At 58.9% G+C, this 25,207-nt stretch carries 23 protein-coding genes and 3 riboswitches; of the genes, 14 read left to right on the forward strand and 9 right to left on the reverse strand.

Features of this window, described 5'->3' with window-relative positions; translation table 11 throughout:
* Nucleotides 1-100: riboswitch (TPP riboswitch) on the reverse strand.
* A 48-nt stretch (nt 101-148) separates the two neighbouring features.
* Nucleotides 149-1,855 carry a hypothetical protein gene (locus VL130_RS17960; RefSeq protein ID WP_325365107.1) on the reverse strand — a complete coding sequence of 569 codons (1,707 nt, stop codon included), beginning with the start codon at nt 1,853-1,855 and terminating at the stop codon, nt 149-151.
* Nucleotides 1,856-2,067: 212 nt separating this feature from the next.
* On the opposite strand from VL130_RS17960, the gene VL130_RS17965 reads away from it, so the two are divergent.
* Entirely contained in the window at nt 2,068-2,901 is an 834-nt protein-coding gene (locus VL130_RS17965; RefSeq protein WP_325365109.1) for a TIGR00266 family protein, read from the forward strand.
* Nucleotides 2,902-2,939: 38 nt separating this feature from the next.
* Here VL130_RS17965 and VL130_RS17970 read toward each other — a convergent pair whose 3' ends face one another.
* Complete coding sequence (locus tag VL130_RS17970; protein WP_325365111.1) at nt 2,940-3,362, reverse strand: hypothetical protein; 423 nt, start codon at nt 3,360-3,362, stop codon at nt 2,940-2,942.
* Between the two features lie 102 nt (nt 3,363-3,464).
* Between VL130_RS17970 and cytX the strand changes: the two genes are divergently transcribed.
* Nucleotides 3,465-4,772 (forward strand): putative hydroxymethylpyrimidine transporter CytX, encoded by a 1,308-nt coding sequence (gene cytX, locus VL130_RS17975; protein ID WP_325365113.1) that lies wholly within the window; start codon nt 3,465-3,467, stop codon nt 4,770-4,772.
* Here the strand turns inward: cytX and VL130_RS17980 are convergent.
* The gene (locus tag VL130_RS17980) at nt 4,723-5,166 is read right to left on the reverse strand and encodes a VOC family protein (RefSeq protein WP_325365115.1); all 444 of its coding nucleotides are present in this window, start codon (nt 5,164-5,166) and stop codon (nt 4,723-4,725) included. The genes cytX and VL130_RS17980 overlap by 50 nt on opposite strands.
* A 65-nt stretch (nt 5,167-5,231) precedes the next feature.
* On the opposite strand from VL130_RS17980, the gene VL130_RS17985 reads away from it, so the two are divergent.
* Complete coding sequence (locus VL130_RS17985) at nt 5,232-6,410, forward strand: TCR/Tet family MFS transporter (RefSeq protein WP_325365117.1); 1,179 nt, start codon at nt 5,232-5,234, stop codon at nt 6,408-6,410.
* Here VL130_RS17985 and VL130_RS17990 read toward each other — a convergent pair whose 3' ends face one another.
* Nucleotides 6,411-6,875, reverse strand: coding sequence for a hemerythrin domain-containing protein (locus VL130_RS17990; RefSeq protein ID WP_325365119.1), 465 nt, complete (start codon nt 6,873-6,875; stop codon nt 6,411-6,413).
* A 199-nt stretch (nt 6,876-7,074) separates the two neighbouring features.
* On the opposite strand from VL130_RS17990, the gene VL130_RS17995 reads away from it, so the two are divergent.
* The 4 genes from VL130_RS17995 to VL130_RS18010 all read left to right on the forward strand — a co-directional run bounded on the left by VL130_RS17995 (nt 7,075) and on the right by VL130_RS18010 (nt 14,664).
* Nucleotides 7,075-7,446 (forward strand): hypothetical protein, encoded by a 372-nt coding sequence (locus VL130_RS17995; protein WP_325365121.1) that lies wholly within the window; start codon nt 7,075-7,077, stop codon nt 7,444-7,446.
* Between the two features lie 194 nt (nt 7,447-7,640).
* Nucleotides 7,641-9,272: an alpha-amylase family glycosyl hydrolase gene (locus VL130_RS18000; protein ID WP_325365123.1), complete on the forward strand. Its 1,632-nt coding sequence runs from the start codon at nt 7,641-7,643 to the stop codon at nt 9,270-9,272.
* A gap of 121 nt (nt 9,273-9,393) precedes the next feature.
* The gene (locus tag VL130_RS18005; protein WP_325365125.1) at nt 9,394-11,427 is read left to right on the forward strand and encodes an alpha/beta hydrolase family protein; all 2,034 of its coding nucleotides are present in this window, start codon (nt 9,394-9,396) and stop codon (nt 11,425-11,427) included.
* Between the two features lie 204 nt (nt 11,428-11,631).
* Nucleotides 11,632-14,664 (forward strand): TonB-dependent receptor plug domain-containing protein, encoded by a 3,033-nt coding sequence (locus VL130_RS18010; RefSeq protein ID WP_325365127.1) that lies wholly within the window; start codon nt 11,632-11,634, stop codon nt 14,662-14,664.
* A 120-nt stretch (nt 14,665-14,784) separates the two neighbouring features.
* Here the strand turns inward: VL130_RS18010 and VL130_RS18015 are convergent, their stop codons facing one another.
* Complete coding sequence (locus tag VL130_RS18015; RefSeq protein ID WP_325365129.1) at nt 14,785-15,564, reverse strand: PhoH family protein; 780 nt, start codon at nt 15,562-15,564, stop codon at nt 14,785-14,787.
* 352 nt (nt 15,565-15,916) lie between these two features.
* Between VL130_RS18015 and VL130_RS18020 the strand changes: the two genes are divergently transcribed.
* Both VL130_RS18020 and VL130_RS18025 read left to right on the forward strand, forming a co-directional pair.
* Nucleotides 15,917-16,444 carry a gamma carbonic anhydrase family protein gene (locus tag VL130_RS18020; protein WP_325365131.1) on the forward strand — a complete coding sequence of 176 codons (528 nt, stop codon included), beginning with the start codon at nt 15,917-15,919 and terminating at the stop codon, nt 16,442-16,444.
* A gap of 68 nt (nt 16,445-16,512) precedes the next feature.
* Nucleotides 16,513-16,815 carry a zf-TFIIB domain-containing protein gene (locus VL130_RS18025; protein ID WP_325365133.1) on the forward strand — a complete coding sequence of 101 codons (303 nt, stop codon included), beginning with the start codon at nt 16,513-16,515 and terminating at the stop codon, nt 16,813-16,815.
* Here VL130_RS18025 and VL130_RS18030 read toward each other — a convergent pair.
* The 3 genes from VL130_RS18030 to ispH form a co-directional block, all read right to left on the reverse strand.
* Nucleotides 16,812-17,636, reverse strand: coding sequence for a flagellin (locus VL130_RS18030; protein ID WP_325365135.1), 825 nt, complete (start codon nt 17,634-17,636; stop codon nt 16,812-16,814). The genes VL130_RS18025 and VL130_RS18030 overlap by 4 nt on opposite strands.
* 110 nt (nt 17,637-17,746) lie before the next feature.
* Nucleotides 17,747-18,199, reverse strand: coding sequence for a ribonuclease HI (gene rnhA, locus VL130_RS18035; RefSeq protein WP_325365137.1), 453 nt, complete (start codon nt 18,197-18,199; stop codon nt 17,747-17,749).
* 72 nt (nt 18,200-18,271) lie between these two features.
* Nucleotides 18,272-19,237, reverse strand: a complete 966-nt coding sequence (ispH, locus tag VL130_RS18040; protein ID WP_325365139.1) for a 4-hydroxy-3-methylbut-2-enyl diphosphate reductase — start codon at nt 19,235-19,237, stop codon at nt 18,272-18,274.
* Nucleotides 19,238-19,526: 289 nt separating this feature from the next.
* Between ispH and VL130_RS18045 the strand changes: the two genes are divergently transcribed.
* From VL130_RS18045 to VL130_RS18060, 4 genes are all read left to right on the forward strand, one after another.
* Nucleotides 19,527-20,216: a Tat pathway signal sequence domain protein gene (locus tag VL130_RS18045; protein WP_325365141.1), complete on the forward strand. Its 690-nt coding sequence runs from the start codon at nt 19,527-19,529 to the stop codon at nt 20,214-20,216.
* A 64-nt stretch (nt 20,217-20,280) separates the two neighbouring features.
* Nucleotides 20,281-22,074: an arginine--tRNA ligase gene (gene argS, locus VL130_RS18050; RefSeq protein WP_325365143.1), complete on the forward strand. Its 1,794-nt coding sequence runs from the start codon at nt 20,281-20,283 to the stop codon at nt 22,072-22,074.
* Between the two features lie 252 nt (nt 22,075-22,326).
* Nucleotides 22,327-23,058, forward strand: coding sequence for an NYN domain-containing protein (locus VL130_RS18055; RefSeq protein WP_325365145.1), 732 nt, complete (start codon nt 22,327-22,329; stop codon nt 23,056-23,058).
* Nucleotides 23,051-23,485 (forward strand): hypothetical protein, encoded by a 435-nt coding sequence (locus VL130_RS18060; protein ID WP_325365147.1) that lies wholly within the window; start codon nt 23,051-23,053, stop codon nt 23,483-23,485. The genes VL130_RS18055 and VL130_RS18060 overlap by 8 nt, the downstream gene beginning before the upstream one ends.
* Here the strand turns inward: VL130_RS18060 and VL130_RS18065 are convergent.
* Nucleotides 23,482-23,643 carry a hypothetical protein gene (locus VL130_RS18065; RefSeq protein WP_325365149.1) on the reverse strand — a complete coding sequence of 54 codons (162 nt, stop codon included), beginning with the start codon at nt 23,641-23,643 and terminating at the stop codon, nt 23,482-23,484. The genes VL130_RS18060 and VL130_RS18065 overlap by 4 nt on opposite strands.
* 198 nt (nt 23,644-23,841) lie before the next feature.
* Nucleotides 23,842-23,933, forward strand: a riboswitch (glycine riboswitch).
* Nucleotides 23,934-24,028, forward strand: a riboswitch (glycine riboswitch).
* Between the two features lie 39 nt (nt 24,029-24,067).
* Between VL130_RS18065 and gcvT the strand changes: the two genes are divergently transcribed.
* Nucleotides 24,068-25,204, forward strand: a complete 1,137-nt coding sequence (gcvT, locus tag VL130_RS18070; protein WP_325365151.1) for a glycine cleavage system aminomethyltransferase GcvT — start codon at nt 24,068-24,070, stop codon at nt 25,202-25,204.
* Nucleotides 25,205-25,207 lie beyond the last annotated feature (3 nt).

Here is a 25,207-nt window from a genome sequence, read left to right on the forward strand (position 1 = left end):
CTCAAACGAACATCCACTTCCCTTCGCCGGCATGATCCGGATCAGGTTCGACGGGTCATAATCTCAGCCCTGCGCGAACAGGACACCCCGGTGAACTCAAACTGACGGCCAGCATAGGCTGATCGTCTGGCGCGGACAAGCCTGAAGTTTATCGCCGCAAGGCCACCGGCGGCGTATTTGGTTGTCTCGCCAGGGCGTTCATCCGGTCGATGACGGTCTGGGCTTCGCGTTTGTGCAGGTTCGACAGCCGCCCGACATTGAGGATCGAGACGGTAAGGCTGTAAACCGGCGTTGCATCATTGATATAGGTTGCGTGGCCGCCCTCGGCGGTCACATCCATCACGGCGTAGACGATCACGCCGCAGCGGTCGGTTTCGCCCGGCGCGGCGGCTGAATGATCATAGGGGCGGGCGCCGAAGCGATCAGCATAGATCGCCTTCAAGGGCCAGTTGTCGTCCAGGCCGTCATAGGCATATTTCGACACGCAGTAGGTCGCTGGCGTTGGTTGCGCCGACAGGGACTTGTAGAGCGCCATGAAGGCTGTTGCGCCAGCGTCGAGGGGGGCGGCGGCATCAAAGCGGGACGTATTGAATTTGATCTGTGTCGACAGGCCATCCAGCGAAGGTTGCACGGACCAGACTTCCGGTGGCAGGGCGGTTTCGCCATCGGGATAGACCCACGCCACCATATTCCTGAAAACGAAGGACGGGGGGCCGAACTGGTTGCGCAAGGGATCAAGCACGACATTCAGCGGTTGCGGGCTTGTACGGCTCACCAGCAGGGGGCGGCCAGTGGAATCCACGGCGGCGGTGTCGGTGAAGCGCTGGAAGCGTTTGATGGCGACCACCGTGCCTTCGGGAGCGAATTCAACGCTGAGGGTATTATCGCCGTGGCCGGCGCCGGTGCAATGCAGGCAGAAACGCGTATACTTGATATAGGGCCTGGCCAGCGAAGTGATTTCGGCGGCGTTTTCCGGATTGGTCAGCCAGGCGTTGACGCCGGCGAAATCCGGGCTGTAGGCGGCTGTTCCCTTCTGATAGGCGTCCCAGGCCAGCAGACGGGCGCCGGTCTTTACGCTGTCGGGGCTATAGGTCTGGGCAAGGGCCTGCGCCCGAATGCGGACCTCGCCGTTTTCCGAGGCGCACAAAGTATCAAGTACCTTGCGCCGGTTCATGCCAAGTTCGACGCCGCGCAGGGAAATGGGAGCGGCTGGCGCAGCTTCGGGCGAAATGAAGAGGCACGGCTCCTTCTTCATTTCTTCGATATAGTCGGGAATGGTGCCGGGGCTGCCTGAGTCCGCCGCATCATCCTGACGCCGGCTGGCCTCGGTCAGGGCCGGGCTGGTGGAGAGCGCCCGGCGCAGGGATCTTTGCTCGACGCCGGCCATCAATATGGCCTGGGCGATGACGCTGCGGTGCGTGGTGATCTCCTGAGCATGTGTCAGGGCGCTGTTGCCATCGGTGCCGCTGAAATCGATATGTTCCGGGTCGACCTGCGCCAGGAGATTATTTTCAAGCGTTATCCGGCGTTTCAATTCCTGTAGATTGGCTTTGCGGGCCTGAACATAGGCCGCCAGGCGGGCGAGTTGGCCGGGCTGGTCTGATGTCGGGCCAGAGGTCAGGATCGCCTTCAGTTCGGCGTCGAGTCGCAAGCTTTCGGTTTTAAGCTTGTCCTTGAAGGCCTGGCGGGCGGCGTCGGGCATTTTTCTGAGGGTGGCGCGCGCGAAGGCCGTTCCCGATACGGGATTGCGCGCCACGTCTTCCGGCGGGCTGTGGGTATTGCCGCAAGCCGACAGGGACATGCACGCAAGCGACAGCATAAGCAGGACCAGACCAAATCTGGAACTCGAAATCATTGGCATTGCTTCCCCGGCCGCCGGACGCACCGATCCGAAAATGACATAAATGCCCCGAAAGGCATATGTCCCTGAACGCTCAGGAAAAACGTACCTCAAGGGCGGCGTTTCGGCAAGGATTACGGTTTTATGCGCACTTCCTTTTCCAAAGTCCCTTCACATCGCCTCCGGCGTCGCTACATCTTCTGGAACAATCACCAGTGAGGATATCCATGCTGCCGTCTGTTCCCGTCACCCATCACCGCCAGTCCGGCATCGCCGACGATATCGATTTCGAAATCAAAGGCCAGGAATTGCAGTTTGTCGAGATCGAGCTTGATCCGGGCGAGAGCGCCATCGCCGAGGCCGGCGGCATGGTGTGGAAAGACGCAAGCGTCGGCATGACCACGGTATTCGGCGATGGCTCCGGCCAGCAGGGCGGCGGATTCATGGGCGCGCTGCTCGGCGCCGGCAAGCGGCTGATCACCGGCGAGAGCCTGTTCACCACGGTGTTCACGCACAATGGGCACGGCAAGGCGCGTGTCGCTTTTTCGGCGCCGGTGCCGGGCGCCATCGTGCCGATCAAGCTGTCGGATGTCGGCGGCCGGCTGATCTGCCAGAAGGACGCCTTCCTGGCCGCGGCCAAGGGCGTTTCGCTCGGCATCGCCTTCCAGAAGCGCATCATGACCGGCCTGTTCGGCGGCGAGGGCTTCATCATGCAGAAGCTTGAAGGCGATGGCTGGGTGTTCGTCCAGTTCGGCGGCATGGTCATCGAGCGCGAACTCAAGGCCGGCGAGCAGCTTCACGTTGATACGGGCTGCGTGGCGGCCTTTACGGATACGGTCGATTTCGACCTGATCCAGGCCGGCGGCGTCAAGTCGATGGTGTTTGGCGGGGAAGGGGTGTTCTTCGCGCAACTGACCGGTCCGGGCAAGGTGTGGATACAGTCGCTGCCGTTCGCCCGTCTGGCCGGACGCATCGGTGCGGCGATCGGCGGCGCAGGGCCCAATCGGGGGGAAGGGTCTGTGCTGGGTGGTCTGGGTGACCTGATCGGCGGCAACAGGTAGGTTTTTTCTCCTCCCCATGTGAGAAATGGGGAGGAGTTTCAGGGCGGTCCGGTAGTTTGTGGGGCGGCCGTTTCGGCGTCTTCCGCGATCGCTTTGAGATATTGAGCGAAGATGTCATTGGCGCGCTGTTCGAGATCGAGTGCGGCACTGGCCTCTGGCGAAAGCGGTTCGGCCTCCGATTCTGGCGTGGGTTTGGGCGGATTTGGTGCGTGCGGCGCATATGATGATCGGCTGACCGGGACGGGATCAATCTGCTGTAAAGGCGTAATTCTTTTGTACAACTGAACCAGCATCCGGTCGGCGGCCGTGACGGTACGCAGGGTGCGCTCGGCGTCGGCGGCGGTTTTGGGCATGGGCAGGGCTTCGACGGCCTCCAGCACACGGTCGGCAAAGGCGCGCAACCGCGCCCGCCGCTGTTCGAGCGGTGACAGGCCGCCGGTGATGTCTTCGAGAATGTCCATCCGGAAATGATGGGGGCATTTTACAGAGCGGGGATAAGTGCCTTTCCTGCGACGGCAAGTCTGCTATGGGTTGGGCTTTCCCTGATTCCAGAAGCCTTATCCATGACCGATATTTCCGACCAGGACGCCTATGACCCGCTCGCGCCGGTGCCGGCGGAAAAGCGCACCCTGACCCTGCGCGACTCCTTCTCCTTGTGGTTTTCGCTGGGGATCGGTCTGCTGGTCCTCCAGGCGGGGGCATATCTCGTGCCCGGCCTGTCACTGACCGAAGGCCTGCTGGCCATCGTCATCGGCAGCGTGGCCGGGGCGGTATTGCTGGGACTGGCCGGCGTGGTCGGGGCCGATACCGGCCTGTCGACTATGGGGGCGCTTCGGCCGGCGCTCGGCATCCGCGGCGCGTCGGTGGCGGCGATCCTCAATGTCATCCAGTTGGTCGGCTGGGGCGCGTTCGAGATCATCGCCATGCGTGACGCCGCCAATACCCTCTCGACCAACACCTTCCATTTCACCTGGCCGATCCTGTGGACGCTGGTCTTCGGCGCGGCGGCGACCGGACTGGCTTTTCTGGGACCGCTCAGCTTTATCCGCCGCTTCCTGCGTCACTGGGGCATCTGGCTGCTGCTGGCCGGGGCGGCCTGGATGACATACGCCCTGCTGGCCGACCACAACCTCGCCGAAGCCTTCGCGCGCAAGGGCGATGGTTCGCTGTCGCTTGGCGGCGGCATCGATCTGGTCATCGCCATGCCGCTGTCATGGCTGCCGCTGATCGCCGATTATGCGCGCTTCGGCAAGTCGCCCGGCGCCGTGTTCAAGGGTTCGACCCTCGGCTATCTGCTGGCCAATATCTGGTTCTTTTCGCTGGGCGCCGCCTATGCCCTGATGGCGGCCGGCAATCCCGATCAATTGCTGCTGTCGGCGCTGGCGACCACCGGCGGCGGGCTGGCCCTGTTGCTCATTCTGATCGACGAGACCGACAATGTGTTCGCCGATATCTTTTCGGCGGCGACATCGCTCGGCAGCCTGCTGCATTTCCGCATCCGCCATCTGGTGATCGGTTTCGGCGTTCTGTGCACGCTGATTGCCCTGTTCGTGCCGATGGCCGAATTTATGAACTTTCTCTACATGATCGGCTCGGTTTTCACGCCGCTGTACGGCGTCCTGCTGGTCGATCATTTCGTGATCCGCAAGCGCCAGGTCGTGGCGACCGACATCATCCGCATTGCCGGCGTCTATGGCTTCACCTGCGGCGTCCATATCAGCGCCTTCGCGGCCTGGGCGGCGGGCGTGGCGACCTATTACGGTTTCCTCAGTTTCCTGCCGGCTGTCGGCGCCACCCTGCCGGCGTTCTTCGTCGCTGCTTTCAGCTATTGGGCGCTGGCGAAGCTGTTTGCGAAACCGGCGGAGATGTAGCCGGTCCTTTCAGTTCCAGCCTGTTGCATTCGGGATCTGTGAGATAGATCGACGGCCCTTCACCGTCGGCGCCGTAGCGGCTTTCGACCTCTCCGTGAATACCGTGAGCGGCCAGATGCGCCAGTATTTCCGCTTCATTCCACGGCGACACGCGAAAACAGACGTGATCGACATTGTGACCTTCCTTGCCGGGCGCGGCGCCGCCCGTTTTCCCCAGCTTGCCCGTGACAGGAACCAGGTCGATCAGCGAGTCGCCGACCCGCAGTTGATAGAGATCGACATGGGGCTGGTATTGCTCGAACTGCGCACCCAGCACCTCGGTATAAAACCGGACCATCCGATCAAGATCGGTCACGCGAAAGACAACATGGTCGATGTTTTGTATCTGGATCATGGAAGACACATGGCGTGAGAACACGCTGTTATCAAGGTGGTGGATGTGATAGCTGCTCGCCTCCCATGCGCAAAGCCACATCAAAACTGCCACTTATCACGATCTTTTTAACCGTCATTCTCGACATGGCGGGGATAGGCTTGGTGCTGCCCGTCATGCCCGATCTGTTCGGCGCCAATACGACGGGCAGCACGACCGGCATGGCTTATGGGCTGTTCCTGTCGCTCTACGCCCTGATGCAGTTTGTCTTCGCGCCCCTGCTCGGCGGCTGGAGCGAGCGGATCGGCCGCAAGCCGGTGCTGGTCGTCTCGCTTATCGGCGCGGCGGTCAACTATGGCGTTATGGCCTTGCTGCCGCCCTTGTGGGTGCTGTTCGTGGCGCGCGCTGTCGCCGGTATCACGGGCGCCAATATGTCGGTGGCCTCGGCCTACCTGACGGATATCTCATCGCCGGATGAGCGGGCGAAACGTTTCGGGCAACTGAGTGCCTGCGTCGGGATCGGGTTCATTCTCGGCCCGGCGGCGGGGGGGATGCTGCGGGAAATCGGCCTGATGTGGCCGTTCGTCGCTGCGGCGATCCTGACGGTGTTCAATCTTGTCATGTGCCTGCTGGTCCTGCCGGAATCACGCGCGAAATCCGTGTCCACCGAAAAGATAAATCCGCTGGCGCCGCTCAGGGATATCGGCGCCTTCAGGGTGATTGTCGCGCTGTTGCTGGTCGTGGGCCTGTTCGGCATCATCGGGGAAATCGGCGGCAGCGTCTGGGTGTTTTACGTCCACCATCGCTATGGCTGGGAAGGCATAACGGTTGGGCTGTCGCTCACCCTGTTCGGTCTGTTTCATGCCCTGGCACAGGCCTTCCTGATCGGCCCGATAACGAAACGTCTCGGTGAACGGGGCGGGCTGTTAGTGGCGATCGGGGCGGATATGACGTCCTACATAGGCCTCGGCCTGATCTGCAACGGCAACTTTATCTGGTTGCTGATCCCCCTGTTGTGCGTGGGCGGTATGGGAATGAGTATTCTGACGGCGGTGATTTCCAAGCAGGTCGACGAGGACCGGCAAGGGCAGCTTCAAGGCGTAATGACCAGCCTGCAAAGCCTGGCGGCGATCATCGCGCCGGTGTTGATGCTGAACGTCTATTTCCTGTCGCGCGATCAGGTGCCCGGCCTGGTCTGGATCATCGGCGCAGGACTGTATGTGTTGTGCCTGCCGGTCGTTCTCAGGCGGTCGGTCTACAGATAGCTATCCCGCCGCAACCGTGTGGCCGGTGAGGATCTGCTGTTTCAGCGCGTCCATCTGCAAGGCGAGGCGGTGGGCATCAAGCGGGGAGATAATGTCCTTGGCGCGGGGAAAGATTTCGCCTTCCTCCTTGGCGACGTGGTGCTCGATGGCGAATTTCAACTCGCCAAACTTCTCCATCCATTCCTCGGTGCTGATCGACAAACGGCCAAGCACATGCAGCAGGGACTTGATTTCATGGTGCTCGTGCTCGGAATGTTCGAGCTTGTCGTTCATTTCCTGGGTTTGCGTGGCGCGTTCCAGGGCGGCGTAGAAGGTGCGCTCCTCGGAATCGCTATGCGCGGAAAGCTCGGCCCTTATCTGGTCGAACAAGGTCTGGCGGACGGCGGGCAGCCGGATCGACATCAGGTCGTCCATCAGGCCGGCCAGCTTGCGGTGATCGCGGACGATATAGGTATAGATATCCATGACACGCTCCTTTTTGACTTACGAAAGGATGCGGCGGAGCGAATTGCGAAGAAATACGGGTTTCCGCACTGAGTATAAGGGGTGTGTAAAAACGCGCCGGGTGCACTTTTCCACATATGTGGAAAATTATTAACCCTTGCGACGTAAGTTTACCTATGCGGTAAGTTTTTCCGTGCAGGAGGGCGACGCGCGCAAAGCCATGTGCACCGGGACGTCAAAGCTTGTCATCATCGCGGCCTGTGGGCTGATCCTGCCGGGCTGCAACCGCATGGGACTATGTACGGAAGATCATATTGAGGTGATAGAGTCCCCGACGAGCCGCTATCAGGCTGAGATCGTCAATAAGGATTGCGTGGGCACCTCGCCGGTGCAGGAGGTGCTGCTGCGCCGCACGCAAGGCCTGATGAGCGGCCGGACCGCCGTGGCGGTGTTCGATGCGTCGAATGCCGACAAGCCTGTAAAGCTAACGGTCAAATGGCATGACGAGCGCCATCTGGTGATTACCGCTCGCGGCGCCAGGGTCTGGTCGTTCCAGCCGAACTGGCACGACGTGCGGATCATGGAGCGCTAAAGCGCTTTGCGTAAAGTGTGACGCACCGCACCGGCGGCCAGGTTTTCGGATTAAAAAGCGCGGATAACAAAAAATGCTGAGCAGTGATCTGATCAATCAGATTGCGGCTCAGCTTCCGCATACGTATTCAGCTTCCCAAGCGGCGATCGAGGTGCCACCCTTTGCCGCACAAGATAAAATACAGGGAGCTGATCATGTCTTTCAAGCGTCTGGCGCTTTGCGCCGCAGTGTCCGTTCTGGCTTTGACCACCCCAATTGCTCATGCTGAGATTGATGTCTCTCCGGTGGCCGTGACGGCCAGGGCCAGCGCCCTGCCAAAGGACTGGAACCGCAATGCCGCCTTCATGGAAATCTTTGTTCGCTCCTACAAGGACAGCGATGGCGACGGGGTAGGGGACTTTAACGGCCTGACCTCGCAGCTCGACTACCTGCACGATCTCGGCGTCACCGGCATCTGGCTGATGCCGATGATGCCCTCCGAGGATGGCGACCACGGCTATGCGGTGAATGACTATCGCGCCGTCAATCCCGACTACGGCACCATGGCCGATTTCGAGCGGTTCGTGCAGGAGGCCCACAAGCGCGGCATCGGCGTCATCCTCGACTACGTGGTCAATCATTCGGGTAGCGGCAATGCCATTTTCCAGGCTGCGGCCGTCTCGAAAGCGAGTCCTTACCGCGACTGGTATGTCTTCGCCGACAAGAACCCCGGCTGGTACAATGAGAAGATGCGCGGGGTCAGCGGCGCCTTTTATAACGATCCGTGGAAGCCGGTATCGAAAACCGTGCCGGGCGGAGTCGGCCTCTATTACGGCGTCTTCTCCGACTCCATGCCGGACATGAACCTGAAGAACCCGAAGGTGATCAGCTATCTCCAGGACACGATGCGTTTCTGGATGAATAAGGGCGTCGATGGTTTTCGGCTCGATGCGGTCACCATGCTGATCGAGGACGGCCCGAAAGCCTATTTCAACAATCCAAAAAACCCCGGCATCGTGGCGAAGCTGCGGGAAACGCTCGATGAATATGATAACCGCTACATGATCTGCGAAGCCTCCGAAGGCGCGGATATGTATGTGAAAGCGTGCAGCGCCTTTGCCTATAGCGTGCAGGGATCGATTATCGACAGCGCGAAAAAGGGTACGCTCCAGGCGCCGCTGCTTAAGCAACTCGGCAATCCTCATGCCAACGTCATGCCGCTGGCCCTGCAAAGCCATGATTCCTATGTCGGCGACCGGCTGATGAACCAGTTCGGCGTCAACGATCCGGCCGATTACAAACTGGCGGCGGCGATTTCGATCCTGGCCTCATCGACGCCCTTTGCCTATTATGGCGAGGAAATCGGCATGAGCAATGGCGGCGTATTCAACGATCCCGGCATCCGTTCGCCGATGAGTTGGACCGGCTATCCGCGCACGGCCGGCTTCACCACGGGTACACCTTACCGCGACGTGGCGATCAATGTCGCCAGCCAGAACGTAGCCATTGAGGCGGGCGACCCCAATTCGCTGCTCGAATATTATCGCGCGCTCTATACGCTCAGGCGTGAGCATCCGGTTTTCGGTACGGGCGAAATGATGGTGCAGTCCAATGCCGGCGATCCGGCGCTGGTATTCACGCGGACGGGGGCTGACGACGAAGTGGCGGTGCTGGTCAATCTTTGCGACGTGCCCCAGCGCCTGAGCGCGACCGTCGGGGAAGGCACATTTGTCCAGTCCTTGCATGTGGTAGGCGAGGCCCAGACGGCGCCGGTCGCCAGCGAAAGCGGCAAGCTCGGTATTTTGGTGCCCGCCAAAACGACCTGGGTTTTTACAAGAGCCAGATAAGCGCCGCCTGCATTACAAATTGGTAAGGCGTCGCAAAACAGCCGTCAATCCGCCACAAACGGGTTGACGGCGGCCTTGCGTCATGGCCACTTTGTTGCAAATTTTACCGGAGGGCTGTCTCATGACGCGCGGATCATTCAATCCCCTTAAAACCCTGATGAAATCCACCGCCGTCGCCGCTTTGTCGATCGGGCTGCTGGCGGGCGGTATCGGCATCGCCCACGCCGCCTATACGCCGCCGGCCAAGCCGCTGTCGATCGACGACCTGGCGCGCTATGACGAACTGACGGGCGTTACTATTTCACCGGACGGCAAGCATATCGCCGCCCTGATCGCCGTGAAGGACCAGCAGTGGCAGGTTATATCGATCTGGGACGCCGACGATCTCAGCAAGAAGCCGGTGTGGATACCCTCCAAGACCCAGCGCATTGTTGCGGTTGATTTCTTCAGCAACGACAAAATCTATTTTGTCACTGAGCAGGCGATTACCGGCGGCGACGGCAAGCCTACTTTCACCAACAAGCTCTACTATTCCGATCTCGAAGGCCGCAAAATCGAGGAGCCGTTCAAGATGACCGGCACCCTAAACAAGGATGTGCGCGATTCGATGGAGCGCGGTATCTCGGCCACCATTTTTAACCGCAATCTGTATGACGACACCAAGATACTCATGGAAACGGTTAACCCTGACGATTTCGCCCAGAAAATCTTTGAACTCGACACCAGGACCGGCAAGACACGCACCGTGGCCCTGGGGTCAACAGAATTCAACTATGTGGCGGCCGGGGTCGATCTTAATACCGGCGAACCGCTCATCAAGGAGCAGCTTGACACGGTGGGCGGCGAGTTCTGGTACAAGGTCTATATCAAGGACAAGGCTTCGGGCCAGTGGGTCTATCATGCGCCGCTGAGCTACAAGGTGGCTGAACGCAAGAATATCACGATCCTTGGCTTTGATACTGACCCGAACCAACTGGTGATTTCCACCAATATCAACGGTGATAAAAGCGCCATCTATGACTATGACATCAAGGCGCAAAAATTCTCGGCCGAGCCTTTGTTCGCTAACGCCAAGTACGATATCAACCGGGTCAGCTTCGCCATCGACCGCGCCAACAAGAAAACCGATATCTTCGCCGTGTCTATCGAGGGGCCCGATACGATTGTCAGCTATCTCGATCCCAAATGGGCGGCGGCGCAAAAATCGATTGAAGCCAGTTTCCCCGGCAAGAATGTTCATCTGACCGTCAACCGTGATACCTATCAAACGGCGGTCGTCGAGGTGGATGCGCCGGATTTCCCACCGCAATATTTTCTTTATAAAGACAATAAGCTGCAACCGCTTGGTGGCGCCAAGCCGTGGATTGATCCGAAGACGCTCGGCAAGCCGGAATTTGTGACCTATACAGCGCGCGACGGCCTGGATATCCCGGCCTTTATTACCTATCCGGCGGGCTGGACTCCTGACCAGGGGGCGGTGCCGCTGATCGTCTTGCCGCACGGTGGCCCCTGGGCGCGTGACGAGCAAACCTGGGACATGACTGGCTGGCCGCAATTCTTCGCCACACGCGGCATCGCCGTCATTCAACCGCAGTATCGCGGTTCCGAAGGCTGGGGCGACAAGCTTTGGAAGGCGGGCGACAATGAGTGGGGGAAGAAGATGTCGGATGACAACGACGACGCGGCGGCCTATCTCGTGTCACGCGGTGTCGCTGATCCGAAACGCATGGCGATCATGGGCTATTCATATGGTGGTTTCGCGGCCATAGCCGCCAGTGTCCGTCCGAACAGCCCGTACAAGTGCGCCATTGCCGGGGCAGGGGTTTCCAGCCTGCAACGCATCGGCAATCTGTGGGGCGGCAGCCACGTCCAGCGCGACATCCAGGGCCACACGGTCGATGGCATGGACCCGCTCAAGAATGTCGACAAGGCCAATATACCGATCCTGCTTTTCCACGGCGACCACGACCGGCAGGCCGATACCGACCACTCCCGCATGTTCTATGCGGCGATGAAGTCGGCCGGAAAAGATGCCCAATATACCGAAATCAAGGGCATGTGGCACACCCTGCCGTGGCATACGGAATGGCAGGAGCAAACTCTGGGGTTGATGGAGGCTTTCCTGAAAAGTCCGAAGTGCGGATTAATCAATTAGGTATATAGCAACCGCATAATATTAACTTATTGTAATGAAGTAAGGCCCCGCAATGCGTTGCGGGGCCTTACGTTTGTGCGGGTGCGACAAAGTGATCACACACCGGTTTTAAGTTTGGGATGAAACCATTTTAGCATTGCGTCGAAATTGTGACGAGATAGTGTCAAGTCAGGCCCGGAAGGTCCTTTCACAATGGAGTTTTTCATGTCGAAATCGACGAATTTGACGCGCAAATGGTTGCTGACTGGCACTATTCTGACCACCTTAGCAGTGGGCCTGCCGGCCATCGCCCAGGAAACCACGCCGCCTACTGACGGTTCTACGGCGACGCCCGTCGCGTCCGAAGTCGCGCCTGAAGCGGCCCCGGCTGATGACACCACCACTGAAATCGTCGTGACCGGCTCGCGCATCCGCAAGTCGGAATTCAATTCGGCAGCCCCCGTTCAGGTCATCACGGCTGAAAAATCCAGCCTGTCCGGCATGATCAATGCCGCTCAAATTCTGCAAAGCTCGTCGATCGCAGCCGGTTCCGGCCAGGTCAACAATACGTTCACCGGCTATATCGTCGATGGTGGCGATGGTATCAATACCCTGTCATTGCGTGGACTTGGCGCACAGCGCTCACTCGTTTTGATCAACGGCCGCCGGATGCCGCCGGCCGGCGTTGGCGGCACAGTAGGTCCGGTCGACCTGAACTTCATTCCGCAGTCGATGGTGGCGCGCTATGAAATCCTGAAGGACGGCGCGTCATCGATTTACGGGTCTGACGCCGTGGCCGGTGTCGTAAACGTCATTACGATGAAGAACTATGACGGCTTTCATATGGAAGTCTCAGGCCTGAAGTCCGAAGAGAAGGGGGCGGACAGCTATGCCGCCTCGGCCATGTATGGCAAAACGTTCGATAAGGGCAGCATTCTGATTTCGGGTGAATATTACGAGCAGAAAGCGTTGACGCTGGCGGATCGCCCCGGTCTGTCCTGTCCGCAATTGTTACGCTATAAGGCAGACGGTTCGCGCGCCGACCGCATTGATCCGGATACCGGTCAGATCAAGTGCTACAACGCCAAAGGTGTTTTTGGCGGTTCGATCTATGACAACTACTTTGTTAACAGCCCCATTTTTGATAATGATGGCAACCAGACGGCTGAATTCCAGGGAATCTATTTCTATCACAAGGGCGCCAATCCCGGCGCTGTTTATGATCCGACAGATCCGCTCGGCCAGCATTTCGACATTCCGGACTACATAACCTATGACGGCACAGGGGCGACCGTGGTCTATGAGCATGACAATCCGCCGGCGGCGTTGACGGCTACCGCTATTTCGCCGGTGAAGCGTATGTCGCTTTTTGCGCAGGGCCAGTATCGTCCTGACTGGTTAGGCGGCGCTGAACTCTACACGGAACTGATGTTCGGCCGTCGTGAGTCCTCCCAGATTGCCTGGGGTCAGCTCTTCCCGTATTATTCTTATGCGTCGAGCGTCAATCCGCTGGGCATCCCTTATCTCCAGCCTATCGCCCTACATGAAAACTTCTCATCGCAGGAAGTCAATCTTGGTCGTGCACTCGGCGGCGTTCGCGGCACATTGTCTTCGTGGAACTGGGACGCCTACGTGTCCTATTCAAAAAGTGTCGGCAAGTATGACGAGTCTGCGACCTATGCGGACCGTGTAAACTGGGGCACCGGTTTTGATCAGAATACCTTTGAATTCATAGATGAATGCGGCGCCGGTGCGCCGGCGGGTTGCGTGCCGCTTAATCTGTTTACGCCGGAAGCCTTGCTCGAAGGCAAGCTGACCGACGCGGAAAATGCTTATTACTTCACGGTTGATCACGGCCGGACGGATTACAGTCAGTTGACGGCGGAAGCCACGGCGACAGGCGATATCATGCAACTGCCGGCCGGCGCGCTCGGCGGCGCTTTCGGCATCAGCTTCCGCGAAGACAGGATCAATGACGTGCCGGGTGAGTTGTCGCGCAGCGGTAATTCATACAACCGCTCGTCTTCGGGTATTACCAAGGGCACGGATCGCCTGTCCGAAGTCTACGGCGAACTGGAAGTGCCGATCGTGCGTGGCAAGTTCCTCTTTGAAGACCTGACGCTCAGCCTTTCCGGCCGTTACAGTGATTATAAGAGTGTCGGCGACGCCACGACCTATAAGGCCGGTTTCAACTGGGCGGTCGATAATATCTTCCGTGTCCGCGGCACGGCCGGCACATCCTTCCGTGCACCGGCGCTCTATGAGCTATACCTGAATGACCAGACCGGTTACCTGTCTCAAACCAGTGTCGACCCCTGTATCCGCTATGATGATAAGGGCGCTGACGGCGAGTATAAGGTCAATTCCACGGTTCGCGCCAACTGTCTCGCTGATGGCGTCGAGGGGGATTATTATCCGACTTATGGATCGGCTGTCATCACAACCGGTGGCGGTCTCGACCTCAAGCCTGAAACCTCTTACGCGACGACGCTCGGCTTTGTGCTGACGCCGCCGAATACAGGCTTCAAGTTTGCCATGGACGTGTGGAAGACCAAAATCAGCGACGAAATCGCCTCCAATGGCGTGGCTGTTATCGGCGCCTGTTACAACAGTCCGGAATTCCGTTCGCAACCTGGTTATTGTGATAATTTCACGCGCGATCTGGACCCGGCTTCCACGACCTTTAATGCGATCCTCGATATCGACGGCAGCTATCGTAACATTCCGACCGAATCGACCGCAGGCATCGACTTCACTGCCAGCTATGAGCATGAGTTCAACTTCGGCAAGCTGACTTCGGATGCGCAATTTAGCTGGTACAAGTACTACAAGAGCCAGTCATATGCCGGCGCCACGATCATTGATTATGTGGGAACAATCGGCAATCCAAGTTGGGTTGGTAATGTCCAGACCAAGTTCACCCATAAGGACTGGACTGTGGCATGGACGTTTAACTATACAGGCGCCTCAAGCAATCTGGGCTTCTATGGTGAAACCGGAACCAATGCGACTCAGACATATACTTACGCCGCCGCGACCCCTCCGTTTGTGACGCATGATCTGGAATTCCGTTATCGCGCCAAGACTTATGAGTTCATTATTGGCGTCAACAATGTGCTTGACGAGAACGCGCCGGAAATTGGTGACGGCCTTTATTCGGGTTCTGCCAGCCGACTCGGCAACTATCCGTTCTCCAGCCAATACTACAGCGGCCTGATCGGCCGTCAGTTCTACCTGAACATCTCGAAGGATTTCTAAGTTCTGACGGATTGACTATGAGGGAAGCGGCGAGGGTGACCTCGCCGCTTGTTTCATGTCGTGCATAAAAACGGCGGGCCGTGAGACCCGCCGTTTCGCGTTTGAGCGTCGTTTCTGCGCCTACAGCACGCCCAGCATCTGCGCCACGAGGGGGTGACGCACGATATCCTTGTCCTTCAGGCGGACCACCTTGATGGTCTCGACCGCCTCGAAACGATCCGCGACATCGCCCAGGCCGGAAATACCGGGAAGAAGGTCGCTCTGCGCCGGATCGCCGGTCACGACCATGGTCGAATTCCAGCCGAGGCGGGTCAGCAGCATCTTGAGCTGGACATAGGTGCAGTTCTGGGCCTCGTCGATAACCACGAAGGCATTGTTGAGCGTACGGCCGCGCATGTAGCCGACCGGCGCGATCTCGATCAGGCCTTCCGCCATCAGCGCCTTGACGCGCTTCATGCTGATCCGGTCGGTGAGGGCGTCGTAAAGCGGGCGCAGATAAGGCGCCAGCTTGTCCTCCATGTCGCCAGGCAGGAAGCCGATCGATTCCCCGGCTTCGACGGCCGGACGCGAGAGAACGATGCGGCCGACCTTGCCGGCTTCCAGCGCCTCGACGGCCTTGGCGATGGCGAGGTAGGTCTTGCCCGTGCCTGCTGGCCCAAGCGCCAGGACGAGGTTTTTCTCATCGATGGCGGCCATCAGCGCGGCCTGGCCTTCGGATTTCGGCTTGATGGTTTTGACATAGGACTGGTCGCGGTCTTCGTTGGCGGAGCCATTGGGAGACCAGCCGCCGTTGATGCCGGCGCCATGAACATTCAGCCGACGCACTTTCGTGTCGGGGGCGAATTGCTCCGCATCCAGATTGCCTTCGCGCAGGAAACGTTTTGCGGCTCGCTTGGTCATGATGGCTCCTTAAAAAAGAACATGAAAAAAGGCGACGCCAAAAGAGGCTCGCCTTTGTGTACGGGATACGCGCTGGGGGAGGACATTCGGCAGCAGCCAGAAGAAGCGCCATCGCCATTTGGGGGCGGTGGAGAAGCAAGGGACGAGAACGCTACCCGGATTGCCACGTATTACCTCTAAGGCTAGAACCTTAAGTGTGATGCCGATTGTGGGAAAAGGGAGCACTGATTCCCTTACCTGTAACCGACGCTATCAGATTCGCTGAGGATGGTTAGCGATATCTTAATGGCGTCGTTCACTTTCAATAATTTCGCAAATGCGTCATAATCAACAATTGGAAGCGGAGGCGTTCATGGCCCTGTACAAATTAGGTGAAAAAGCACCGAAACTGCCGGCGGAAGACCGTTGCTGGATCGCGCCGTCGGCCGATATCATCGGTGATGTGACCCTGGGCGAGGACGCCAGCGTGTGGTTTTGCGCGGTGGTGCGTGGCGACAACGATCCTGTCACCATCGGCGCCCGCAGCAATATCCAGGACGGGGCCGTGCTGCATTCCGACAACGGCCTGCCGCTGACCATTGGCAATGACGTGACGGTCGGCCACAAGGCGATGATTCACAGTTGCGAGATCGGCGACAACAGCCTGATCGGCATCGGCGCGGTTATTCTGGCGCGGGCGAAGATCGGCAAGAACACCATCGTTGGCGCGGGAGCATTGGTGCCGGAGGGGAAAGAATATCCCGACGGCGTATTGTTAATCGGCCAGCCGGCGCGAGTGGCGCGAGAACTGACGCCGGAGCAGATTGGCAAACTGACCCATTCGGCGGCGCATTATGTCCGCAACTGGCGGCGTTTCAAACGAGATATGAAGGCGATCTAAGGCGCATCTATTGACTTTGCTTTTCACAGTTCCATGTCAGGAGGATTGTGTAATTGGAAGGAGCGCCCATGTCCGCCTTGATCTGTCCTGTTTGCAAGGGATCATTCCGTGAAGTCATCCGTGAAGGCATCCTGATCGATATCTGTACGCAGTGTCAGGGCGTGTGGCTGGATCGCGGCGAACTGGAAAAGCTGATCGCCTTATCGAAGGAAGACCGGGAAATTCCCTTGCCGCCGCCATCTCAACCGCGCGCGCCGGCCTACCGGCGGGATGATGACGATCATCGTTATGAAGGACGTGATTTCGCGCATGGCCACAAAAAGAAAAAGAAGGGTTTCGACTTCGGCGATATCTTCGATTTCGGCGATTAGCGGAAGAGGCTGAGAACCCACGATTGGGACTGTGTGGTGATGGACAGCATCTGAATGGCGAGTTGTTGCCTGACCTGAAGGGCCTGGAGCCTGGCGCTCTCTTTCGCCAGATCGGCATCGACCAGGTTGCCAATACCGGCGGTGATCGTGTCCTGAAGCTTGCCGATGAAGGTCAGATGCGTGTCCAGGGACTTCGACGAGGTGCCGAGCCGGCCCAGGGCGATGGACACATTGTTGATCGAGTCGTCGAGCGTGGAGAGCAGGCTTGCCGCCGCGGTGGCTGTCGAGAGGGCGGCGCTTGCGCTCAAGGTTATGATCGTGCCGCCGAGCGACATGTTCTGCGCGTCCACGGTGAGACGGCTGGTGCCTTCCGCATTGGCCAGGGCGGCGATCGACGATTTGGAGCCATTGAGCAGGTTGATGCCGTTGAAGCCGGCATTGGCCAGGGTCTTGGTGATCTGGTTGCGGATGGCGATGAAGTCGTCATTCAGGGCGCTGCGGGCCGTGGAATCGAGCGAGGTGTCAGAAGCCTCCAGGGCGCGTTCCCGAAGTTGTGTGAGCAGGTCGGACACGGATTCCCCAGCTGTCAGAGCGACATCGATCACCGATGAATTGCGTGACAGGGATTGCTTTACGGCGTCGAGCGAGGAAACGGTTGAGCGTTGCTGTTGGGCGATGGCCCAGGTGGCGCCGTCATCCTTGGCGCTGGCGACCTTCAGGCCCGTGGAGATACGGTTCTGCGTCGTCTGAAGCTCGGCGTTTATGGCGTTCAGATTTTGCAGGGCGATCATGGCCCCGATATTGGTGTTTATGGAGTTCATTCCTGAACCTCCGTTTGCTCACGGCGACATTCTGTCGTCGGGGATTATGTCACGGCAGGGCTAACGGAGGTTAAAGAATGGAAAATATAGTTGACCTGACCAGATCGGCCCTAAATCCGTGCACGGGCTTCTTCGATGCCCTTGTTGGCGAGTTGGTCGGCGCGCTCGTTCATTTCATTGCCGGCGTGACCCTTGACCCAGATCCACTTGATCTTGTGTGGCTGGCAGGCGGTATCGAGGCGCATCCACAGGTCGTCGTTCTTCACCGGCTTCTTGTCGGCGGTTTTCCAGCCGCGGGCCTTCCAACCCCTGATCCACTCGGTCATGCCCTTCAGCACGTACTGGCTGTCGATATAGAGCTTGACGTCGCAAGGCTTTTTCAGCGCTTCGAGGCCGGCGATGGCCGCCATCAGTTCCATGCGGTTGTTGGTGGTCTGCGGATCGTAGCCGTAGAGTTCTTTCTCGTGCAGGCCCGACATCAGGATGCAGCCCCAGCCCCCGGGGCCGGGATTGCCCTTGCAGGCGCCGTCTGTGTAGAGAATGACGTGGGTGCGTTCGGTCATAAGGGCTTATCGGCGAGTCGGGTGGAATAGACAAGCGCTGTCGAGTTATGGGTGCAGGGGCTGTGCCCCCGCTCAGGCGTCTGTCAAAGCCTTGGGTAGCTTGAATGTGACCGTTTCCCTGATGCCGTTGTTCTCGATGATTTCGGCATCGAAACGCGCCGCCACCGCCGCGACCAAACCACTGATCAGGTCTTCCGGCGCCGAGGCCCCGGCGGAAATGCCCAGCACCTTCACCTCATCGAACCATGCCCAATCGACGTGGCTGGCGTCATCGACCAGATAAGCGGCTTTCGCCCCGGCGCGCAGGGCGACCTCGACCAGACGCTGCGAATTGGATGACTTGGCCGAACCGATCACCAGCACCAGGTCGCAATCGGCCGACACCTGCTTGACGGCATCCTGGCGATTGGTGGTGGCGTAGCAGATGTCTTCCTTGTGCGGCACGGCGATGGACGGGAAACGGGCTTGCAGGGCGCCGACGATCTCCGCCGTATCGTCAACCGAAAGCGTGGTCTGGGTGACGAAGGCGAGATTGTCGGGATCGACGGGGATAAATGCGCGCGCCTGTTCGACGGTTTCGATCAGCTTTACGGCCCCTGCGGGCAACTGGCCCATTGTGCCGATGACTTCCGGATGACCGGCATGGCCGATCAGGATGATTTCGCGGCCTTCACTATGGTGACGCTCGGCCTCGACGTGGACCTTGGAAACGAGCGGACAGGTGGCGTCGAGGTAGAACATCTGCCGGTTCTGCGCATCGGCTGGCACCGATTTTGGCACGCCGTGCGCCGAGAAAACCACCGGGCGATCCGGCGGGCACTGATCCAGTTCCTTGACGAACACCGCGCCCAGGCCTTTCAGGCGATCCACCACATGCTTGTTGTGCACGATCTCGTGGCGGACATAGACCGGGGCGCCATAACGCTCGATGGCGCGTTCGACGATCTGGATGGCGCGATCGACGCCGGCGCAAAAGCCGCGCGGCGTGGCGAGATAGACCTTTAGGGGCAGGGCCAAAGGGGGGAGAGGGGCGTTCATGGCCTTCACATAAGCATTTTCGGCGGATTTGGGAATACGTCTCTCCAACTATTGCAGAGCAATCGTTGGCAAGGGCAAGCGCCCGCCCGAGCCTGATGCGGGGAAGCCCGCCCGGCTTGAGGGCAAAATAGAGATAACACGCGCGAAGGTCTTCCGCCGCACTTTGGCCGCAAGTGCTCCATAAAACCCTTTGAAAAGTGATATCAAGGCGCTACACATCCTCAAACGATGCGCTTCGCCTGATGCCGCCTCGCACACCATGTATTCGTTATTGGGGATCTTCACGCCTATGTCAGTTGTTATGCGCCGTATTCTGGCCGGGGTTTGCCTGGGTGTGTTCCTGAGTGCCGGTCTGGCGAGCCTTGCCTCGGCGCAGAGCCGTGGCCGGGGTGGTCAGGACCAGGGAGACGACCAGCAGACGGCGGCCGACCGTGAAAAGAAGGACGAGGAATGGGGCAACCGCTCGCTGAACCTCAAGAAGCTCAAGGCCGAAGGGCCGTGCCCTTATGTGAAGGTGCTTTACGACGCGGCGCGCTATCACCAGTTCAAGAATGACGTTCAGACGACCGCCGCCGCCATGTGGACCGGCGAAATCAATGGCATCCAGTCAGAATGCGCCTATACCGGCACCGATCCGATCCAGGTCGGTATGGATGTCAGCTTCTCGCTCGGTCGCGGACCGCAGGCGGAAGGCCAGACCAACGTTTACCACTATTGGATCGCCGTCACCGAGCGCGACAAGACCGTACTGGCCAAGCAGGAATTCGAACTGCCGGTAACTTTTGCCGAAGGGCAGCAGAAGATCGACGTCAATACGCGCCTGGAAGGCATCTATATTCCGCGCAAGGACATCACGGTTTCCGGCTCGAATTTCGAAGTCCTGATCGGCTTTGATGTGACGCCGAAAATGGCCGAGTTCAACCGCGAGGGCAAGCATTTCCGCTATGTCTCGCCTGTTGAGAAGAAGCCGGCCGAATAAGGTTCTTGTCTTGCAAGGGACATGTGGCTTAAGAGGGCGGTGAATTTACCTCCCGGATAATCCCATGCCTGCCTTTACCGAATCCTTCATCGATTCCCACGACTTCAAGACTCAACTGAGCAACAGCGCGGCCTCTGCCTTTGTGGCGGAAGGCTTCGATGCCTCGGCCGGCCGTGTGAATGCTTCGGACCGCCCGGATTTGGCCGATTTCCAGTGCAATGGCGCGCTGGCTGTGGCCAAGGCCGCCAAGGCCAATCCGCGTGAAGTGGCCGGCAAGATTGTTTCGTATTTTGCCGATGATGCCCGCCTGAAGGGGGTGGAAATCGCCGGTCCCGGCTTTCTCAATTTCGTGCTGGCCGAAAAAGCCCTGAGCGGTCGCGCCAATGCACTGATGGCCGATACGCGCTTGGGTGCGCCGAAAGTGGCGGACGCTCGTAAGGTGATCATCGATTTTGGCGGGCCGAATGTCGCCAAGCCGATGCACGTCGGCCACCTGCGCACGGCGGTAATCGGCGAATCGCTCAAGCGCATCTTGCGTTTTCTGGGCGACGAGGTGATGGGCGACGCCCATTTCGGCGACTGGGGCTACCAGATGGGCCTGCTCATCACGGCGGTTTCCGATGAACAGCCGGGCTTGCCCTATTTCGACGACGCCTTCACCGGCGACTATCCGACGACAGCGCCGGTCACGCTGGAAGACCTGGAGCGGCTTTACCCCTATGCCTCCAACAAGGGCAAGGAGGATGAAGCCTATCGCAACCGCGCCAAGGCCGCCACCCGCGAACTCCAGCAAGGCCGAAAAGGCTATCGCGCCCTGTGGTCGCATTTCGTCAAGGTCAGCCGCGAAGCCCTGATCCGCGATTACGGCGCACTTGGCGTGACCTTCGATTGGTGGAAGGGCGAAAGCGATGCCGATCCCTATATCGAGGGCATGATTGCCGACCTGAAAACCAAGGGGCTGCTCGAAGCCGACCAGGGCGCGCAGATTGTTCGCGTGGCCAGGGACGATGACAAGAAGGACGTGCCGCCTTTGCTGGTCGTGTCCTCCGAAGGCTCGTCGATGTACGGCACGACCGACCTGGCGACCATCGTTCAGCGGAAGACCGAATATCAGCCCGATTTGACGCTCTATATTGTCGATCAGCGCCAGTCCGACCATTTCGAGCAGGTCTTCCGCGCCGCCTATCTGGCGGGCTATGCCGAAGAAGGCCACCTCGAACACGCCGCCAACGGCACGGTCAACGGCGCCGATGGCAAGCCGTTCAAGACCCGCGACGGCGGTACACTCAAGCTGCATGACCTGATCTCGCAAGCGGTCGAGAAGGCCAATGCGCGCCTGCATGAGGCGGGCTTAGGCGAGGGACTTTCGGAAGCCGCCTTTGCCGATACCGCACATAAGGTGGCCGTGGCGGCGCTTAAATTCGCCGAACTGAGCAATCACCGCCTGACTAACTACATTTTCGATCTCGATCGCTTCATGAGCTTTGAGGGCAAGACCGGGCCGTACCTGCTCTATCAGGCGGTGCGGATGAAATCGATCCTGCGCAAGGCCGGCGAGCAGGGGCTGGCCTCCGGTGAGATCACCGTGACCGAACCGGCGGAACGCGAACTGGTGCTGCTGCTCGATGGCTTCGATAATGCGCTGAAGGAAACCTACCTCAAGCGCGCGCCAAATATCCTGGCCGATCACGTTTATCGGTTGGCGCAAGGCTTCTCGAAGTTCTACGCCAATTGCCCGGTGCTCGTGGGCGAGGATGCGGTGCTGAAGGCGTCGCGGCTGGGGCTGGTCAGCCTGACCCTGCGCCAGCTCGAATTGGGCCTTGACCTGATGGGCCTGAGCGCGCCAGAGCAGATGTGATTTAAGAAAGAAACCCCACCACCAACGTGCAAGAGCACGTCGGTCCCCCTCCCCACCAAAGGTGGGGAGGTACAAGAAAAGTATCGCTCTACCTATACCTCCCCGGCTATGCCGGGGAGGGGGACCGCGCCTCGCTTGAGGCGTGGTGGTGGGGTTTCTGACTTCCTTAAAATCCCGCCATAACAAAACCTGCTGACAAACGCCCGTAACTGAGGTTTATTGTTACCAAGACGTTAATGGGTGGGCTTGAGTATGTCTAAAGGGCGGGAGACAGGTTCGGGAGGCGGGTGGTCATGGCCGTTTTTTCGCAAGCGCGCCGCCTTCTATTATGACGGCTTCAACCTTTACCACGCCGTCGACGCCTACAAACGCCCCTATCTCAAATGGCTGAATCTGAAAGCGCTGGGCCGCGCCATCGCGCCGAAATCCGAGGAGGTCAAGCGCGTGGTGTGGTGCTCGGCCGTCTCGCCGACCAACCGCTCGAAGCTGCAACGCCACGAGGATTACCGCAAGGCGCTGGAAGGGCAGGGTGTGATTTGCCGCATGGGGCACTTCATCCATTCGCTGGATAGCTGCAATAGTTGCGGCCACAAATGGCATATTTCCGTTGAAAAACAGGGGGATGTCAATCTGGCGCTGTCCATTGCCGCCGATGCCGAGGATGACCTGTTCGATGTCTGTTACCTGGTGACGGCCGATGGCGATCACGCCGCCACGGCGCGGTATCTCAAGGAACGTTTTCCGAAGAAGAAACTGGTGCTTGTCACGCCGCCGGGGCGCTATCATAATCGCCAGATCGAACGTATCGCCGATCACTGTGTCGAAATCCAAACCCACCATCTGGAGGCGTCGCTCTTGCCGGAAATGGCGAAATACAAGCAGCGTTTCCTCGGCCGTAGCGAAAAAGTGACGCGGCCGGAGGTTTACGATCCGCCGGAACTGCGCGAAAAGGGTCATTTGAGGCTGATCGTCAATAATGGTTAAATCGTTCGAGAAAGGTCTGCATGACCTGCTGGAAGCGCGCCTCAGCCCGGAATGTCTGGCGGCGTTCGAGGCGAAGGGCGATGACGCCTATCTGCTGGACGATCTCGATGGCGATGCCGAGACCGACTTCTATATCGACGACATGATGACCCTGCTGGCCATCCACGGCGTGAAGCCGCCAGCGGAACAGAAGGTGTCGCCGTTCTGGTGGCTGTGGCCGGATAAGTGCCTGGTTTATCGCGATTTTACCGTCGGCGAACTGAAGGCGCTGGCGAAAAGCAAGGTCTGGCCGGCGGATGCCTATAGTTACGAGCCGATACCCCTGACGCAAAAACTGACCAGCCTGACGGTGATGCTGGTTCTGGCCGGACTGGTAATCGGGATTGCGGCGTTGTTGGTGTTCTGGCTGGTGCATTGGCTGCATTAGCCGAGCAGTTTCCAAACGAGTATGGTCCCAAAAGCCATTGCGGCTATCAAAACCAGTGCATTAATCGCGTATTTTCCATTAGCCATTCCCTGGAACCACCTGCCAAAGCCGATAGTTACATGGTTTTTTTCGTTTTCAGGGGGAACACTCAAATTCATGACAGACTCCTGCTTAAAAAATCAAGGAGTTCATGTGAAGAGAGAAAGGTTATAGGTGCGCGATTCGATAAAACGCGCAAGGGCTAATTCTGTCAGTTACACAGCTGTCCACTTAAGGCCATTCACAGCTAGTGAAGTGGGGATAGATAGTTTGTATTCTTACGTCTTGACTCTTAATCCGGCCTAACGCACAAGCGAAACACCCCTACGGGAGAGAGTGTAGCTTCGGTTACACCGCCGAAGGCGCAACCGCCCCGGAAACGCTCAGGCTCACGGACCGTAGGATAACTCAAACGCTGGAAAGTGGATGCTCGACATCCCACCGACGGAGCAACGGCGTAAATAGCGCCTAAATCTCTCAGGTCAAAAGGACAGCGGGGGCGCAGAACGACCGAACCGTCACCCCTGTTTTGAGTGAAGCCATATGTCCGACTCCGACTCCAATTTGCAATTCACGCCCTTATTCGACCGCCATGTTGCGCTCGGCGGCCAGATGGTGCCCTTCGCCGGCTACAATATGCCGGTCAAGTATGAGGGCGTACTGGCCGAACACAAATGGACCCGCGCCGAGGCCGGCCTGTTCGACGTGTCGCATATGGGCCAGGCGCGACTGAGCGGTCCAGGTGCCGTCGCCGTGCTGGAAGCCCGCACACCTACTGACTTTTCTATTCTCGCTCAGGGTAAGCAGAAGTATTCACTACTGCTTGATGACGAGGGCGGCATCCTTGACGACTGGATGGTGTCGCGTCCCGAAGCCGAGGGCTTCATGCTGGTGGTCAATGCCGCCTGTAAGGAAGAGGATTTTGAGACTATTTGCGATATCATTGCGGAAGATGAAACCGGCGATGATGTCGAATTTCATGTCATGACAGACCGCGCCCTGCTGGCGTTGCAAGGCCCCAAGGCCAAGGACGTGATGATGGAACTGTGTCCGGCGGCCTGCGAAATGTATTTCATGGAATGTGGCACCTTCCAACTTCTGGAGGAGGTCGCCTATATCTCGCGCTCCGGCTATACCGGCGAGGATGGGTTCGAGATCAGCTTCCCGGCCGCGCGCGTCGGCGACCTATGGGACGAACTGCTCAGCAATCCGCATGTCCGCCCGATCGGTCTGGGGGCGCGCGACAGCCTGCGCCTGGAAGCCGGTATGCCGCTCTATGGTCATGAAATGGATGCCGGCTATACCCTGGCCGAGGCCAATCTCGGCTTCGCTATGAACAAGTCGCGTCTGGCGCGCGGCGATATCAAGGGCATCGACCGCCTGAAAGCCCAACTCGACGGCGCGCTGGAACGCGTTCGTGTCGCTATCCGCGTGCTTGAAGGCCCGCCAGCCCGTGAAGGCGCCAAGATCCTCAGCGAAGAGGGCGCCGAACTGGGCGTGGTCACCTCCGGCGTACCGTCGCCAAGCCTTGGCTATTCAATCGCCATGGGCTATGTGCCGCCGGCGTCATCGGCTATCGGCACGAAGCTGAAACTGGAAACCCGCGGCAAGCCTTATGCCGCCGAAATCGTCTCATTGCCGTTCGTTGCCAACGGCTATCACCGCAAGCCGAAAGGTTAAGAT

Origin of the sequence: Asticcacaulis sp. (assembly GCF_035497195.1) — a bacterium.
Lineage (GTDB): Bacteria > Pseudomonadota > Alphaproteobacteria > Caulobacterales > Caulobacteraceae > Asticcacaulis.

Coding starts and splice junctions, on each gene's coding strand:
- VL130_RS18030 (WP_325365135.1), bottom strand. CDS start 17,636: ATGAACTCCATAAACACCAATATCGGGGCCATGATCGCCCTGCAAAAT.
- VL130_RS17985 (WP_325365117.1), top strand. CDS start 5,232: ATGCGCAAAGCCACATCAAAACTGCCACTTATCACGATCTTTTTAACC.
- VL130_RS18060 (WP_325365147.1), top strand. CDS start 23,051: ATGGTTAAATCGTTCGAGAAAGGTCTGCATGACCTGCTGGAAGCGCGC.
- cytX (WP_325365113.1), top strand. CDS start 3,465: ATGACCGATATTTCCGACCAGGACGCCTATGACCCGCTCGCGCCGGTG.
- VL130_RS18015 (WP_325365129.1), bottom strand. CDS start 15,564: ATGACCAAGCGAGCCGCAAAACGTTTCCTGCGCGAAGGCAATCTGGAT.
- VL130_RS18005 (WP_325365125.1), top strand. CDS start 9,394: ATGACGCGCGGATCATTCAATCCCCTTAAAACCCTGATGAAATCCACC.
- VL130_RS17990 (WP_325365119.1), bottom strand. CDS start 6,875: ATGGATATCTATACCTATATCGTCCGCGATCACCGCAAGCTGGCCGGC.
- VL130_RS17995 (WP_325365121.1), top strand. CDS start 7,075: ATGTGCACCGGGACGTCAAAGCTTGTCATCATCGCGGCCTGTGGGCTG.
- VL130_RS18055 (WP_325365145.1), top strand. CDS start 22,327: ATGTCTAAAGGGCGGGAGACAGGTTCGGGAGGCGGGTGGTCATGGCCG.
- VL130_RS18000 (WP_325365123.1), top strand. CDS start 7,641: ATGTCTTTCAAGCGTCTGGCGCTTTGCGCCGCAGTGTCCGTTCTGGCT.
- VL130_RS17960 (WP_325365107.1), bottom strand. CDS start 1,855: ATGATTTCGAGTTCCAGATTTGGTCTGGTCCTGCTTATGCTGTCGCTT.
- VL130_RS18010 (WP_325365127.1), top strand. CDS start 11,632: ATGTCGAAATCGACGAATTTGACGCGCAAATGGTTGCTGACTGGCACT.
- rnhA (WP_325365137.1), bottom strand. CDS start 18,199: ATGACCGAACGCACCCACGTCATTCTCTACACAGACGGCGCCTGCAAG.
- VL130_RS18065 (WP_325365149.1), bottom strand. CDS start 23,643: ATGAATTTGAGTGTTCCCCCTGAAAACGAAAAAAACCATGTAACTATC.
- gcvT (WP_325365151.1), top strand. CDS start 24,068: ATGTCCGACTCCGACTCCAATTTGCAATTCACGCCCTTATTCGACCGC.
- VL130_RS17970 (WP_325365111.1), bottom strand. CDS start 3,362: ATGGACATTCTCGAAGACATCACCGGCGGCCTGTCACCGCTCGAACAG.
- ispH (WP_325365139.1), bottom strand. CDS start 19,237: ATGAACGCCCCTCTCCCCCCTTTGGCCCTGCCCCTAAAGGTCTATCTC.
- VL130_RS17965 (WP_325365109.1), top strand. CDS start 2,068: ATGCTGCCGTCTGTTCCCGTCACCCATCACCGCCAGTCCGGCATCGCC.
- VL130_RS17980 (WP_325365115.1), bottom strand. CDS start 5,166: ATGATCCAGATACAAAACATCGACCATGTTGTCTTTCGCGTGACCGAT.
- VL130_RS18020 (WP_325365131.1), top strand. CDS start 15,917: ATGGCCCTGTACAAATTAGGTGAAAAAGCACCGAAACTGCCGGCGGAA.
- VL130_RS18025 (WP_325365133.1), top strand. CDS start 16,513: ATGTCCGCCTTGATCTGTCCTGTTTGCAAGGGATCATTCCGTGAAGTC.
- VL130_RS18045 (WP_325365141.1), top strand. CDS start 19,527: ATGTCAGTTGTTATGCGCCGTATTCTGGCCGGGGTTTGCCTGGGTGTG.
- argS (WP_325365143.1), top strand. CDS start 20,281: ATGCCTGCCTTTACCGAATCCTTCATCGATTCCCACGACTTCAAGACT.